The sequence below is a fragment of the Enterococcus sp. DIV0703 genome, assembly GCF_051711065.1.
Lineage (GTDB): Bacteria > Bacillota > Bacilli > Lactobacillales > Enterococcaceae > Enterococcus_B > Enterococcus_B hirae.
In genome coordinates, this window is record NZ_JBIOLX010000001.1 from 197,512 (window position 1) to 212,938 (window position 15,427).

The following is a 15,427-nucleotide window of genomic DNA, read 5'->3' on the forward strand; positions in this document are numbered from 1 at the left end:
AGCAACATCTTCGAAAAAATGAGTAGCGATTTCCGAAGATGTTGCTTTTTAGTTCAATTTCTTACGAATCATTTAGATTGAAATACAACTTTCAATCATTTTTATTCAATCACCAATACGCCTTCTTTAAGGGCAAATGGATTCTTTTCGTTGATATGGTCGTAGAACATCACGCCGTTGATATGATCAATTTCGTGTTGGACAACGATTGCTTCATAATTTTTCAAGCGGATTTTATGTTTCTCGCCATTCATATCTGTATAAGAAACCGTGATCTTAGCGTGGCGGACTACGTAGCCAGGTACTTCTCGGTCAACAGATAAACAGCCTTCTCCTTCGCCAAGGCAAGCATCTTGAACTGAGTGACTAAGGATTTTTGGATTATACATTACCGTACTTAGCGTGGGTTCTGTTACTTCTGGATCAGGGCTTGGCACGTGTACAGCAATGATGCGTTTAGAAATATCTAATTGAGGAGCAGCTAAACCAACCCCTCCACGTAAGTTTAATTCTTCCGCTTTGATTGGATCTTGGCTATTTTTCAGGAATTCGAGCATTTCTTTTCCTAGGTCGATATTTTCTTTGCTTAATGGGAGAGCAACTTCTTCAGCTACTTCCCGCAAAGTAGGATTTCCTTCGCGGATGATATTATCCATTGTGATCATGGAATATGTACCCCTTTCTTTTTAGACAGTTATACGTCTATTTTCGCATTATAGTTTAACATAAAATTTAAAAAGTAGGAGAAAGTTTGTTTAAAAACTAAATTTTCTTAATGATTCTTCACTTGATTTCTCCCGTAGATTCAGGTAAAGTATAGCTGTATGCGTAAGGCATATCGCCTGTTACTTGGTTAAGCGAATCACCAACGTTTTACTCAGTCACAGGGGAATAATCGAAAGAGGTGAAAGAAATGGCAATTTCAAAAGAACGTAAAAATGAAATCATCAAAGACTATGCACGCCATGAAGGGGATACTGGTTCTCCAGAAGTACAAATCGCTGTATTAACGGAAGAAATCAACCACTTGAATGAACATGCACGTATGCATAAAAAAGATCATCATTCATACCGTGGCCTAATGAAAAAAGTTGGTCACCGTCGTAACTTGTTAGCTTACCTACGTAAGACTGATGTACAACGTTACCGCGAATTGATCAAACGCTTAGGTCTACGCCGTTAATTTTGACAAAAAGAGTGGGGTTCAAATGAATCTCACTTTTTTTACTGTAATACCTAATACAACCATTCTCGAAAAAAGCATGATAGACTCCTACTAACCAAATGAAAGCTGGATAAGCGACGTTTGGCGGTTTTCATTTGTTTAGTAGCGTCTTGCTTTCACGAGAAAGAAAAGGAGTAATTATGTCAGAAAAACAAATATTCAAAACGACATGGGGAGGCCGTCCCTTACAAATCGAAGTCGGTCAATTAGCAAAACAAGCGAACGGAGCAGTTTTAGTTCGCTATGGAGATACTGTAGTTTTAAGTGCGGCAGTTGCTTCAAAAGAAGCAAAAGATACTGACTTCTTCCCGTTGACGATCAACTATGAAGAAAAGATGTATGCTGCCGGTAAAATTCCTGGAGGATTTATCAAGCGTGAAGGTCGTCCAAGTACAGAAGCAACTTTAACGGCTCGCTTGATCGACCGTCCGATCCGCCCAATGTTTGCGGATGGCTTCCGTAACGAAGTTCAAGTAACCAACATCGTGATGAGTGTTGAAACAGATTGTTCACCTGCGATGGCTGCAATGCTAGGTTCTTCTTTAGCATTATCAATTTCAGATATTCCATTTGATGGACCAATTGCTGGTGTCGAAGTCGGCCGTGTGAATGGCGAATATGTCTTGAATCCAACAGTTGAACAAGCGGAACAAACAGATATTGAACTAAGTGTTGCAGGTACAAAACAAGCAATCAACATGGTTGAAAGTGGTGCGAAAGAAGTTTCTGAAGAAGATATGCTTGGAGCATTACTATTTGGTTTTGATGCAATCAAAGAATTAGTTGCTTTCCAAGAAGAAATCGTCCAAGCTGTCGGCAAAGAGAAAATGGAAGTTTCTTTGTTACAAGTAGATGCAGATTTGAAAAAAGAAATCTTTGATGCTTCTTATGCTACGATGAAAACGGCTGTTATGACAGAAGAAAAACTAGCTCGTGAAGACAATATCGAACAAGTAAAAATCGATATTCGTGAAGCTTATGCCGAAAAATTTATCGGGCATGAAGAGGAAGATCAATTACTAAAAGAAGTAAAACAAATTACTGAGGACTTAGAAAAAGATGTAGTTCGTGAATTGATCACGATCGACAAGATTCGTCCTGATGGGCGTAAATTGGACGAAATCCGTCCACTAGCTTCAGAAGTAAGCTTGTTGCCACGGGTTCATGGTTCAGGTTTGTTTACTCGAGGACAAACTCAAGCATTATCTGCTTGTACCCTTGCGCCACTAGGTGAACACCAAATTATTGATGGACTGGGAGTAGAAGTTAGCAAACGATTCATCCACCATTACAACTTCCCACAATTTTCTGTTGGTTCAACAGGGCGTGCGGGATCACCTGGTCGTCGTGAAATCGGACATGGTGCTTTAGGCGAACGTGCGCTAGCACAAGTGATTCCTTCAGAAGAAGATTTCCCTTATACAATCCGTTTAGTGGCAGAAGTTTTAGAATCGAATGGTTCTTCTTCACAAGCAAGTATCTGTGCTGGGACATTAGCATTGATGGATGCCGGTGTGCCAATCAAAGCACCAGTTGCAGGGATTGCAATGGGACTTGTTTCAGATGGCGAAAACTATACGATTTTAACAGATATTCAAGGATTAGAAGATCATCTGGGAGATATGGACTTTAAAGTGGCTGGAACTAAAGACGGGATAACTGCTCTACAAATGGATATTAAGATCCAAGGGATTACGGAACAAATCCTAAAAGAAGCGCTAGCCCAAGCAAAACAAGCACGTATGGAAATCTTAGAAGAATTGACTTCAACGATTGTAGCACCTCGTGAAGAATTAAGCCCATATGCACCGAAAATCGAAATGATCCAAATCGACCCTGCGAAGATCAAAGATGTGATCGGTAAAGGTGGCGACACAATCAATGGTATCATTGAAGAAACTGGTGTGAAAATCGATATCGATCAAGATGGTAAAGTAAGTATTGCTTCATCTGATAAAGAAATGATCCAAAAAGCAATCAAGATCATTGAAGACTTAACCAAAGAAGTAAAAGTCGGTGAGGTTTATCTAGGAAAAGTAGTTCGTATTGAAAAATTTGGTGCTTTCGTTAACTTGATCAAAGGAAAAGACGGATTGGTTCACATCTCTCAACTTTCAAATGACCGTGTCAATAAAGTAGAAGATGTAGTCAAATTGGGTGATGAAGTCCTTGTCAAAGTAACTGAGATTGACAAACAAGGTCGCGTAAATCTTTCTAGAAAAGCGATGTTAACAGAAGATGGTTCTGAAAAAGAAACAAAATAATCGTTTAAGCGATAAAATAGCAAAAAGAGTAATCTGAGGGTTGAAATGCCTACGCCAGTGAAAAATACTTGTTTTTGCTACATTGAAAAAGAAGGAGTGAGACAATGTCTTACTCCTTCTTTTTATAGCTAAAATCCCTATGGAAAGTTTACTTGGATAAAAGCTATTCATAATCTTTGGTCTAATTTTCAAAATAACGTAAAATAAAGGTGTATTTTTTAAGGAGGGAACGAGATGCTTTATTTTTTTCTGACTTTGATCGTTGGTGGCGTTTTAGGTCTGTTCGCTGGATTGATCTTAAATGAGGATGTACCTGGCGGTGTCACTGGAAATGTAGTGATCGGTTTTTTAGGAAGCTGGTTAGGAGAATTTGTTCTTGGTGAATTAGGTCCCTCGATCAAAGGATTCTACCTCATCCCTTCATTGCTAGGAGCTCTTTTTTGTCTCGGTGTGTATTCATTTTTAGCAGACTATATCCGTCGACATTACTAAATGAAATCTTGTATAATGATTTGACACTTCGTAGGGGTCTCTAGTTAAGTAAATCACATGAAATAAAAGATCAATGATTTGTGAAGAAAATACGATAGTGAACGAAAGTAGAAAAGAGGGGGACAATTGACAACAAAACACAACACTAAAAAAATTTCAATGGCTGGTCTATTAGTTGCGATGGGCGTAGTTTACGGAGATATTGGAACGAGTCCACTATATGTAATGAAGGCCATCGTAGAAGATAACGGAGGACTACGAGGCATCAATCCTGAATTTGTCCTTGGTTCGGTGTCATTGATTTTTTGGACACTAACATTACTTACCACAATCAAGTATGTGGTGATTGCGTTAAATGCCGATAACCACGGTGAGGGTGGGATTTTTTCTTTATATACACTAGTCAGGAAAGGGAGTAAATACTTGATCGTACCAGCAATGATCGGTGGAGCTGCTCTACTTGCTGATGGAGTATTGACCCCAGCGGTGACTGTCACGACAGCAATCGAGGGGTTAAGAGGTATCCCACAATTTTTTGATCGATTCGGTAACAATCAAAATATTATTGTCATTATTACATTAGTCATCATTTTCGTATTATTTATGGTTCAACGATTCGGTACCGAGATAGTAGGAAAAGCGTTTGGCCCGATCATGTTTTTATGGTTTACTTTTTTAGGTGTGATGGGTTTAATAAATTTCAGCCAAGACTGGACGGTGATCCGAGCGTTGAACCCCTACTACGCGATTCGCCTACTTTTTAGTCCAGACAATCGATTAGGTCTCTTTATTTTAGGAAACATCTTTCTGGCTACGACAGGGGCGGAAGCATTGTATTCTGACTTGGGGCATGTGGGGAAATTAAATATCCGTTTAAGTTGGCCTTACGTTAAACTTTGCTTAGTATTGAATTACTTCGGACAAGCGGCTTGGTTACTGAATATTTATCAAAATCAAGAGGTGCAACAAATCAATAATCTCAATCCATTTTTCCAAATGTTACCTAAAGGTTGGTTGATTATTGGCGTTGGGTTTGCTACGATCGCTGCGGTCATTGCTTCACAGGCTTTGATTACTGGATCATTTACATTGGTATCAGAGGCGATTAAGTTAAAACTCTTACCACGCTTGAAAATCATGTATCCAGGAAACAGTATCGGTCAGATGTATATTCCCGCGGTTAATTTGATTTTATGGTTGGCTTGTTCGTTGATCGTGGTTACTTTCCGAACATCACATCATATGGAAGCAGCCTATGGACTTTCAATTACTGTCACGATGTTGATGACGACGGTACTTCTTTATTTCTATTTGATCCAAAGCAACTATTCCAAATGGTTCGCCTGGATTGTGTCTTTCTTTTTTGGTGCGATCGAGATCATCTTTTTCATCTCAAGTATCGTGAAGTTTTTCCACGGAGGGTTTGTTGCGGTGTTGATGGCGATCATTATTTTAGCTGTCATGTTTATTTGGGAACAAGGAAATATCATCCGTGAGTCTGCTGCGGAAGATGTGGCATTAAAAGATTACATTCCACAATTAGCGGAATTAAGAGATGATCACTCATTGCCACTTTATCAAACTAATGTGGTGTTCTTAGTACCAGATATGGCCGAAGGAAAAGTTGGTAGACAATTTGTCTACTCGATTCTGGACAAACGACCAAAAAGAGCACGTGTATATTGGTTCGTACATGTGGAAGTGACGGATGAACCTTATACGAAAGAATACCAAATCGATATGATGGATACTGATTTTGTCGTACAAGTGAATCTCTTCTTAGGATTCAGAGTACAACAAGAAATCAATGTCTATGTTCGTCAAATCATTCATGATTTGATGAAACAAGGAAGATTACCAAAACAACCGCAGACTTACTCGTTAACTCCGGGAAGAGAAGTCGGTGATTTCCAATTTATCTTGATTGATGAAGTGATCTCAAATGTGACGACTCTCAGCAAATGGGAACGACAAATCATGCAAGCAAAACTTGCAATTAAAAAAATTGCGACCACGCCAGAAACTTGGTTTGGCTTGGAGTATAGTGAAGTAAAGCATGAAACAGTACCTTTACTAATTGGTGTAACAAGAAAAACGTGGTTAAAAGAACGGAAAAGTTAAACTTTAGCGAATAAAGTATTCAATGGGAGAGACATTTCTTGGAATGTTTCTCCCATTGTTTTTGGGCTATTTAGCGTTGCAAAGAGAGTTTAGCTTTTTTAGGCTCGCTTAGATGTTTATTTGAAATACTATTGATTGCTTTTCTTTTTAAATCTTTTAGGTGAGATTTTCCTAGGTAGATGTCAATTTCATTTGGTTCTTGTTGCATTTGCTTTATGTAAACTTGGGTTTGCGTCTTTTTATATGCGAAATTCATCTTAGCGAGGTGTTTTTTAACACCAATTTCGATTACTTTTTGAGTTTTTAGAATGATTTTTTTTCTTAGTATTTCAGCATCCAACTTTGGTAATTCAAGGTTATTAATGATGTGGTTTAGGCTGTGTAACGTTTTTTTTTTTTGCGATTATTTTTATTTTTTGATTGAAATTCGATATTATATTCATTTTGTTTGCTTCAACTATTTTTTGTGTGTTGGCTAATCGGTCCATTGTTTTTGGTAACTGGAGGTTAGCCATAATAAATTTAATACTTCTGGCTTTATAGTTTAATTTAGACAAAGATGCTAAGCATTCGTTTGGGCCACGTTCTTTACACCTCGTGTTCCACTGGTCAATCGTATTTAGTAGTTCTTGGTTGGATTGAAAATCTGAAGTGATAGTTGATCGCTCTGCCGTAATGATTTTATCTGATTCAATGACTGGATTTATCGTTTCTGGTAAGTAAAGATTTGCTATGATAAATTTGATCATTGAATCATTATAGTTACAGGTAGCTAGAAAAGCGAAGGTTTCATCAGCACCGTTTAGTTTAAGCATTGCGTTCCACTGGTCAATTGTGGTTAGTAACTCCTGATCAGATGAAAAACCTGATTCCACCACCGTTTTGCCCAGAACATTTAACAAGGTTTCAATCTGTTCTTTATCTGTTCCTGCTGGCAAATGAAGGTTGTTTATAATATTTTTGATACTTTCAGTTTCATAATTAAATGTAGTTAAATAGGCTAAGGTTTGGCTTAAGCCGTGAATTTTCAACATTCGATTCCACAAGTGAATACTATTTTCTGATACTTTCATTAATTTGTGTTCTTTCAGAACTTGACTAAGGGGCATAAGATAATCTCCTTTTGATTTTTTTACTAGAACTATTGTAAAGGAATCGATCAGACAAAGAGTCTTTTTTTTTCGGCTATATGAAATTTTAGTTTTGGATAAAAGCTTGACAAAGCTTGCTAAGTTAAAAGAGTTTTGTGGGTCAAGATACTTTCTAAAGAAACTCAATGCAATCGTGGATCGTTGATTTAAATTATTTTTCGAAAAGAGGTACAATAGGGGAGAGAAGAGAGGTGGGAAGTTATGGTACTTAATTTTGCCATATTATTTTTGATGATTGCGGTGACTTCTTTTTTTGTAGCTAGTGAATTTGCATTAGTTAAAATCAGACGTTCACGTTTAGAACAATTAGAAAGAGAAAATGTAAAGAATGCCAAATTAGCATTACATGTCACGCATCATTTAGATAACTACTTGTCGGCTAGTCAATTAGGAATTACCTTGACTGGGTTGATCATTGGTTGGGTTGGCGAAGGCTCAGTGGCGGCGTTACTAGAGCCTTGGATCGGTCGATTGCCGTTTAGCTCAGCATTGAGCGGAACTATTTCTGTCGCATTAGGGTTTATTTTGGTGACATATATCGATGTGGTGATCGGAGAACTTTTACCTAAAAGTTATAGTATCGTGAATACAGAGCAAGTGGTCTTATTTGTTGTACGTCCGTTGCATTATTTTTATAAAGCAATGTTTCCTTTTATTTGGGTGTTGAATCATTCTGCTGCGGCTTTAGGAAAAGTATTAGGCGTGAAATTAGTTTCAGAAGGAGAAGAGACATTATCTCAAGAAGAATTGACGTTAGTGGCTATGAATTCTTATGAAAAAGGAGAGTTGACGAAAGAAGAGTACTATTATTTAGAAAATGTCTTTGAATTTGATGATACGTTGGCAAAAGATATCCAAGTGGATCGAACCTCTATGCAGGTTTTTGAAGCTGGTGAGACAGTGAAAGATGCGATTCAAGCTTCTATTCAAAGAGGTCATACCCGCTATCCCGTTATTTCTGGGTCAAAGGATCACGTCCTTGGTTATGTTACTTTACCAGATTTGATTAAGCAGTCGTTTAAAGACGATCAATTAACAGTGGATGAGTTGGTGGAAGAACCAATCGTTACTTCAGAAACGATCCCCATCAAAAAATTATTGACGATCATGCGTAAAAAAGGAAAGCATATTGCTATTTTAAAAGATGAGTACGGAGGAACGAGTGGTTTAGTGACGATTGAAGATATTTTAGAAGAAATCGTGGGGGAAATTCGGGATGAAACGGATTTGGATGAAGCATTGATAGCGAAACAAGCAGATGGGAGCTATATTGTTTCAGGAAAATTGACGTTAGATGATTTTGGTCGTTATTTCCACGTTACGATCCCTGAATTTGAAGAGTCTACTTTTATCACACTATCTGGATTTATGTCGAACCATGAAAAAAACATCAAGACAGGTACAGTGATCCAAATTGATTCTTTTCAATTTACGGTGTTAGAATATAACCATACACATGTGGACTATTTTAAAATCAAAAAACAAGAAATAGCAGAAAACAGTATCGATTCGAATAAAACAGAATGAAGAATCTGGGATAAACAAAATCCTACATTTCACGATCAAAAAAAATGAGAGAAGTAAGACAAAACATTCTAACCACTACCAAAAACGAATAAACCGATGTTTATACTTTCTTTTTGTCCCTTAGTCGGAAGCTTCCTACTCATTTTGGTGGACGGATCTCTTGATCATAAGATTTTAAACGATAGAACTGATGCCAATCCATTCGACTTAGCTGAATGGATTGGCATCTTTTTTACTTTGTAAACCATATATTTGTTCTAAAAAAAAATATCCGATAGAATAGATCTGTAAGCGGAATCACTAAATACAGACATACTATTAACAGGAGGGATTCACATGAATGAAAGAAATCTAACAGTTATTGGTAGTTACAGTACGAGGGAAGAAGCTTTATCAGTGATCGAACAATTGCGTGATGAAGGATACGATCGAGACGATATCATTATCTATACGACAAAAGATGCTGCTCAAAATTTTGGTTTTTCTGGTTTATCAGGAATTGATGTAGAAACGAATGTGGATGAGGTTGAAGGCACGCATGAAGAACGCTCGCTATGGGAACGGATCAAAGATACGTTCACGTCTAACACCTATGAGGAAGATTCGTATACAGAAAAAGCGGATGATTCTGTTAACGATGATCCATTGTATTCATACAAAGAGGATATTGCCGCTGGGAAAATAGTGATTACGGTTAAAGATTACAAAGCGCCAAATGAAGCAGTTGTTGAAAACGATCGGACTCAAAATATGCCCGATCCAACGGATACACTAAATACAAATAATGAAAATATTCAACTCAAAGAAGAACAGTTAGATGTCAATACCCATGACGTGACAACTGGGGAAGTTGATATCCATAAACACGTTGTTAATGATACTAAAACAGTGGAAGTCCCTGTGAAGCGTGAAGAAATCGTTATCGAAAGAAAACCAGTAAATGCTGAAGCAAGCGATAATATTTCAGATGATTCTTTGGAAGACGAAACGATTACAATTCCTCTTAAAGAAGAACAAATTGATGTCAATAAACATACAGTAGTACGTGAAGAGGTAGGTATTCACAAAAAAGAGCATGAAGATATGAAACAAGTGACGGAAGAAGTAAGTCGTGAAGAGTTGGATATTGATACAAAAGGAAACGTTCGAGTAGAAGATACGGATGAAAATACTCGTAAAAATGATCATATATAATAATTGATCGCTAAAATCATCTAACCAGACTCCTTCGTTTTTTGAACGGAACATCATGTAAATTGCTAATAAAAAAGACATTTCTGCTTATCTGATCGATGAGAGAAATGTCTTTTTTTCTTTTATTGGATACTATTGTATTGGATTTCAGGATCATCCATAGCGTATTGTTGTTCATTCTCGAAAGATTTAAGTTGTTTCATTGAACGCAAGTAAGAGTATAGTAGAACAGCGACAGATCCTGCCCAAGCAAGTGGTGAAGCAGCTGCAGCACCCGTATAACCAAGTAAACCAGTTAAAATGATTGCTGCAAATGAACGCATGACTAATTCCATCATTCCTGCGAGTGTCGGAATCTTACTTTGACCAAGTCCTTGTAGTGTGTAACGTAAGATAAATAAAATCGCTAAGATCCAATATAAGGAACCATTGATATTGAAGTAAGTTTGAGCTAATTCAAAGACACGAGTCTCTGTCGGTGAAACAAACAACTGCATAAGTGAATGACCGAAGAAAATCACGATCGCACCTGCAACAATACTAAAGCCAATACTCATCATAAGTGTTTGCTTAACACCTTTTAAAATTCGACCATATTCTTTTGCACCATAATTTTGAGCAGTAAATGTTGCAATAGCAATCCCAAAGGACATCATTGGTTGATTAGCAAATTGGTCAATTCTGCTGGCTGCTGCTTGAGCGGCTACGACATCTGTTCCTAAACTGTTCAACGCAGCTTGAAGGACGATGGCGCCAATGGCGATGATGGATGATTGAAAAGCCATTGGAAGAGCAGCGTTCAAATGAACACGAATCTCTTCTTTATCAAAGTGAAAATCTTTTTTACGTAATTGCAACAAAGGAATTTTTTTCTTGATATAAACTAAACATAGTAGGCTTGAGCAAACTTGGGCAATAACCGTTGCAATTGCTGCGCCTTCGACACCCATTCCAAAAGAAATGATGAAAATCAAATCAAGCACAACGTTGACAACCACTGCAATAATCAAAAAGAAAAGTGGTGTCCGGCTATCTCCAAGCGCGCGAATAACATTTGAAAGCAAGTTAAAACTCATAGATGCGAAAATCCCTAGTAAGATGATTGAAATAAACGTTTGTGCTTGGTCAATAATCTCAACGGGCGTTTGCATCAATTGCAGCATCGGACGAATAAATACTAAACTAAGGACGGTTAATGCAATAGTGACAACCAAACTGATAACAACACTTGCAGCAAAACTTTTCTTAAGACCACGATAATCTTTTGCACCATAACGCTGAGCTGTGATGATCGCTAATCCAGCAGTAAGACCTTGAGCGAAGCCAAGGATTAAAAAGGTCAAGCTTCCGGTTGCACCAACAGCAGCCAGCGCATTTTTCCCTAATGTTTGACCAACGATGATCATGTCGACCATGTTGTAAAATTGCTGAAAGACATTACCAATAAGTAAAGGAACGGTGAACATTAAGATTAGTTTAGCTGGACTTCCTTTTGTTAAATCGCGCATTTTTTAAACTCCTTATTGTCTATAAAATTTAGTTAGTAGTATATAGTGTTTATCCTGAGATTACTAGGTAAAAATGAAATAATTTTGATAAATTTCAATGTATTGCAGATTCATTTTCAAAGATATTTTCAATGATGTGCATCATAAAACAAGCCAAGAATTGAATCGCTGAATAAATTCAAAGAATGAAACGCAAAGAATAAATTCAAAGGATCAACTACTTGGCCTGGGCGTACAAATCAAAAGGGACAACGAATGGTTGTGAACCTTAATACTGTCTTATCTCGCTGGGTAAAAGAATGGTTTCTCTAGTACCATCATCATAAGCATATACTTGGCTTGGAAAACTTGATGAATAGTGAAACGGTAAATCGATTCCCATCTCAACATCACTACCAGCTTGCGAAAAATGCATAGTTACTTTTCCATTATTGTCGATTAAATCAAAGGCTAACATATTATCTAAGGGGATGACTCCCTTAAGGTCTAGGTCAATAATAAACCAGATACTATCAATCAGTTCATCTGGTAAACTTGATACAACACCTACAGAGGCATACCGGTTACGACTACTGTCAAAACTTTCAAACATCTGTTTAACCTCCTTCGTTTTATCGAATAGACATGTTTTATTTCTTCATTTAGGATAAACGATTTACTGTAACGATGGTTCATTCTAATAGACTTTTTTTAAAAATGCAACAAAAATCGTGTACTTTTTTTCAAAGTATAAGTTTTTTTTAAGGAGAGAAAAAAACGTGCCAAAAGCGAAGGTTACCAACGCTTTTGACACGAACAAGTCACTTGTTATTCTTCCGTTGAACCAATAACTTCTGGTTCGCTTTCTTCATCAGTAGTTTCAGCTTCCTCAGTTGGAGCTGCTACTGCAGCAATTTGTTCTTCACCATCAGAAACGACTTTATAATCGTTGTTTTCAGGTAGATCGGCTACTGTGATTGCATCGCCTAGATTTAGGTTTGTTACATCAACTTCGATACGTTCTGGTAGGTTGCTTGGTGTAGCAGAGACGATCACAGTGTAAAGGTTTTGTGCTAAGACACCACCAGCTTTCACACCTGCAGCTTCGCCAACAAGAACGATTTCAGTTTCGACTTCAGTTTCTTCTGACATGTTCACAGATAGAAATTCCACATGTTCAAAATGGTTGGTAAAGGTATTCGTTTGGACTTTATGAACCAACGTGTTGACTTTTTTTCCATCAATCGTCATTGTGATTACTGTATTTGCGCCATTTTCACGTAATAATTTACTGAATATTTGTCCATCAATAGCAATCGGAGTACTTTCAACATTGTACCCATAAACAATAGCTGGAACTTTACCTTCATGACGCAATTTATTTCTCAATGAACGGGGACGTACTTCTCTCTTACTTACTTCTAATGATACTGACATAACCAAAATTCCTCCTTAAAATGTGACTGTCGGCAACGTAGACCAACAGATTTTATTTAAGTGAACTTTCGACGGCTATTCTCGTGCACATTATTGGCTAGGGCGCTTAAAAAACGCAAAAAGGTAGATGCGCGCATCTACCTTTAGAAAGTCAGGATTCAACTTTTCTCCACCAGGTCATTACGCTGTGTATGAGAAATCCAATTCACTTTACTCTTTAACCGTAGCGCGAATCTGAATTTAAGTCAAGGAATAACAATGGCTTTCTTATTTGCATCTACTCTCTTTCGGGTTATAATGCTTGTTAGGCTAAGAAAGGAAAGCACCATGCGTTTAGATAAATTAATTGAAGAAACTTTACAAACGACTCGAAAAGAGATGAAGCGTTTATTTGCATCAAAACAAGTGAAAGTGGATGGTTGTGTCGAATTTTGCCAAAACCGAAATGTGGATAGTTTGATTCATGAGATCGATGTCTCAGGTAAGCGTTTAACGACAAACGAGGTCTATTACTTATTGAATAAACCGAGTGGTGCTGTGACTGCAGTTAAAGACCAAACAAAAATGACCGTGTTAGACTTGATTGCTTCAGCGGATCGAACGAAGCCGCTCTATCCTGTCGGACGCTTGGATCGTGATACCACAGGACTACTATTACTGACATCAAATGGTCAGTTGGGATATGAAATGTTGCTGCCTGATAAAAAAGTCTTCAAAACTTATGAGGCGCAGATCAATGAACAAGTGACAGCTTCAGATATCGAAGCTTTTCAAGCAGGAATTGTTTTTGAGGGTGGCTATCGTTGTTTACCTGCACAATTAACAATCATGGAAACATCCAAAAACAGCAGTCGAGTACGAGTAACGATACAAGAAGGAAAATTTCATCAGGTAAAAAAGATGTTCCTTGCACGTGGTAAAAAAGTGACAAAGCTAAAGCGACTAATGATGGGACCTTTGCAGTTAGATGAGCAACTTGCTGAAGGTGCCTATCGTTCACTGACATTAACCGAATTAAAGCAATTGAAAATATATTTTAAATAGGAGAGAAAAAAATGAATTATCATACTTTATTATTCGATGTAGACGATACGTTACTTGATTTTCAGATGACAGAAGCAAAAGCATTAAATGAATTATTTGCAGAGCAAGGAATTGAATTGACACCAGAAGTGAAAACAAGTTATAAGGCATTAAATCATCACTTATGGCGTGAATTTGAAAAAGGGAATATGACGAGAGAAGAGGTTACCGGGAGTCGTTTTGGACTACTATTTCAACAATTTGGTAAAACAGTTGATAGTTTAGCTATGGAGAAAAGATACAGACATTACTTGAATCAGGGGCATGATTTGATTGAGGGAAGTCATGAACTGCTTCAGACGTTATCTTCACAAGCGGATCTTTATATTGTGACAAACGGGGTATCGAAAACGCAATATCAACGTTTGACTGATGCGAAAATGTTGGGCTATTTCAAAAAAATTTTTGTTTCAGAAGATGTGGGCGCCCAAAAACCAATGAAAGAATTTTTTGATCATGTCTTTTCACAGATTCCTCAATTCGAAAAAGAAAAAACAGTTATTATTGGCGATTCATTGACCTCAGATATTAAAGGAGGGAACTTGGCAGGAATTGATACGATTTGGTTTAACAAAAATCGGTTGCCGGAAATTCCAGAAATCGTACCGACTTATCGGATTGATTCGTTAGCAGAACTTTATCCTCTTTTGGAAATCGAGAAGCATTAATTTTCAGAAAAATATAGCATTTTCGTGTATTTTCGCTATAATAGATAAGAATGTAAAAACGGATATGAAAGAGGTTTTAGTCAATGACAAAAAGCAAGCCAATTATCATTGGTGTGACGGGTGGATCAGGAAGCGGTAAAACAAGCGTAAGTCGTGCCATTTTCAATAATTTTCCAGACCATTCCATCATGATGCTTGAACAAGATTCTTATTATAAAGATCAAAGCCATTTGAGCTTTGAAGAACGATTGAATACGAATTATGATCATCCCTTTGCCTTTGATAATGATCTGCTGATTCAGCACGTGAAAGAACTACTGAACTATAACGCCATTGAAAAACCAGTTTATGATTATGTTGCACATACAAGAAGTCAAGCAACAATCATCCAAGAGCCTAAAGAAGTAATTATATTAGAAGGCATTTTGATTCTAGAAGATGAAAATCTACGTGACTTGATGGATATCAAAGTATATGTAGATACAGACGATGATATCCGTATCATCCGCAGAATCAAACGAGATATGGAAGAACGTGGCAGAACGTTGGATTCCGTGATCGAACAATATTTGACTGTGGTTAAACCGATGTATCATCAATTCATCGAACCAACTAAGCGTTACGCCGATATCATCGTGCCAGAAGGTGGCGAAAATCACGTAGCGATCGATTTGATTACGACGAAAGTTGCTAGTTTTTTGGATCATAAATAAAACAAAGAAACCAATAGGATAAGTCGAAGAATCATGAAAATAGGAGAAGCTATTTTCGATTCTTC

Annotated in this window: 15 protein-coding genes; 9 read left to right on the top strand and 6 right to left on the bottom strand. The window is 37.4% G+C overall.

Annotated elements, in window-relative coordinates; genetic code table 11:
* Positions 1-101 precede the first annotated feature (101 nt).
* Positions 102-665: a peptide deformylase gene (gene def, locus IGK81_RS00995; RefSeq protein WP_010720354.1), complete on the bottom strand. Its 564-nt coding sequence runs from the start codon at positions 663-665 to the stop codon at positions 102-104.
* Positions 666-913: 248 nt separating this feature from the next.
* On the opposite strand from def, the gene rpsO reads away from it, so the two are divergent.
* From rpsO to IGK81_RS01015, 4 genes are all read left to right on the top strand, one after another.
* Positions 914-1,183, top strand: a complete 270-nt coding sequence (gene rpsO / locus IGK81_RS01000) for a 30S ribosomal protein S15 (protein ID WP_010720353.1) — start codon at positions 914-916, stop codon at positions 1,181-1,183.
* Positions 1,184-1,365: 182 nt separating this feature from the next.
* Positions 1,366-3,489 (top strand): polyribonucleotide nucleotidyltransferase, encoded by a 2,124-nt coding sequence (pnp, locus tag IGK81_RS01005; protein ID WP_034698701.1) that lies wholly within the window; start codon positions 1,366-1,368, stop codon positions 3,487-3,489.
* 234 nt (positions 3,490-3,723) lie between these two features.
* Positions 3,724-3,981: a GlsB/YeaQ/YmgE family stress response membrane protein gene (locus IGK81_RS01010; RefSeq protein ID WP_010720351.1), complete on the top strand. Its 258-nt coding sequence runs from the start codon at positions 3,724-3,726 to the stop codon at positions 3,979-3,981.
* Between the two features lie 126 nt (positions 3,982-4,107).
* Positions 4,108-6,102 (top strand): KUP/HAK/KT family potassium transporter, encoded by a 1,995-nt coding sequence (locus tag IGK81_RS01015; protein WP_034698703.1) that lies wholly within the window; start codon positions 4,108-4,110, stop codon positions 6,100-6,102.
* A 70-nt stretch (positions 6,103-6,172) separates the two neighbouring features.
* Here the strand turns inward: IGK81_RS01015 and IGK81_RS01020 are convergent, their stop codons facing one another.
* Positions 6,173-6,442, bottom strand: a complete 270-nt coding sequence (locus IGK81_RS01020; RefSeq protein ID WP_051641764.1) for a hypothetical protein — start codon at positions 6,440-6,442, stop codon at positions 6,173-6,175.
* Positions 6,443-6,461: 19 nt separating this feature from the next.
* Positions 6,462-7,211, bottom strand: coding sequence for a hypothetical protein (locus tag IGK81_RS01025; RefSeq protein ID WP_051641765.1), 750 nt, complete (start codon positions 7,209-7,211; stop codon positions 6,462-6,464).
* Positions 7,212-7,454: 243 nt separating this feature from the next.
* Here IGK81_RS01025 and IGK81_RS01030 point away from each other — a divergent pair, with 243 nt between their 5' ends.
* Both IGK81_RS01030 and IGK81_RS01035 read left to right on the top strand, forming a co-directional pair.
* Complete coding sequence (locus IGK81_RS01030; RefSeq protein ID WP_010736850.1) at positions 7,455-8,780, top strand: hemolysin family protein; 1,326 nt, start codon at positions 7,455-7,457, stop codon at positions 8,778-8,780.
* Between the two features lie 336 nt (positions 8,781-9,116).
* On the top strand, positions 9,117-9,974 hold the full coding sequence (locus IGK81_RS01035) for a DUF2382 domain-containing protein (RefSeq protein WP_034698704.1): 858 nt from the start codon (positions 9,117-9,119) through the stop codon (positions 9,972-9,974).
* 122 nt (positions 9,975-10,096) lie between these two features.
* Here the strand turns inward: IGK81_RS01035 and IGK81_RS01040 are convergent, their stop codons facing one another.
* The 3 genes from IGK81_RS01040 to IGK81_RS01050 all read right to left on the bottom strand — a co-directional run bounded on the left by IGK81_RS01040 (position 10,097) and on the right by IGK81_RS01050 (position 12,898).
* On the bottom strand, positions 10,097-11,482 hold the full coding sequence (locus tag IGK81_RS01040) for an MATE family efflux transporter (RefSeq protein WP_010736852.1): 1,386 nt from the start codon (positions 11,480-11,482) through the stop codon (positions 10,097-10,099).
* Positions 11,483-11,750: 268 nt separating this feature from the next.
* Entirely contained in the window at positions 11,751-12,074 is a 324-nt protein-coding gene (locus IGK81_RS01045) for a DUF960 domain-containing protein (RefSeq protein ID WP_010720345.1), read from the bottom strand.
* A 215-nt stretch (positions 12,075-12,289) separates the two neighbouring features.
* A complete protein-coding gene (locus tag IGK81_RS01050; protein ID WP_010736853.1) occupies positions 12,290-12,898 on the bottom strand; it encodes a 50S ribosomal protein L25/general stress protein Ctc in 609 nt (202 codons plus the stop codon).
* Between the two features lie 327 nt (positions 12,899-13,225).
* On the opposite strand from IGK81_RS01050, the gene IGK81_RS01055 reads away from it, so the two are divergent.
* The 3 genes from IGK81_RS01055 to udk all read left to right on the top strand — a co-directional run bounded on the left by IGK81_RS01055 (position 13,226) and on the right by udk (position 15,362).
* Positions 13,226-13,942 carry a 16S rRNA pseudouridine(516) synthase gene (locus tag IGK81_RS01055; protein WP_034698708.1) on the top strand — a complete coding sequence of 239 codons (717 nt, stop codon included), beginning with the start codon at positions 13,226-13,228 and terminating at the stop codon, positions 13,940-13,942.
* An 11-nt stretch (positions 13,943-13,953) separates the two neighbouring features.
* Complete coding sequence (locus IGK81_RS01060; RefSeq protein ID WP_010720342.1) at positions 13,954-14,649, top strand: YjjG family noncanonical pyrimidine nucleotidase; 696 nt, start codon at positions 13,954-13,956, stop codon at positions 14,647-14,649.
* Between the two features lie 83 nt (positions 14,650-14,732).
* The gene (udk, locus tag IGK81_RS01065) at positions 14,733-15,362 is read left to right on the top strand and encodes a uridine kinase (protein WP_010720341.1); all 630 of its coding nucleotides are present in this window, start codon (positions 14,733-14,735) and stop codon (positions 15,360-15,362) included.
* Positions 15,363-15,427 lie beyond the last annotated feature (65 nt).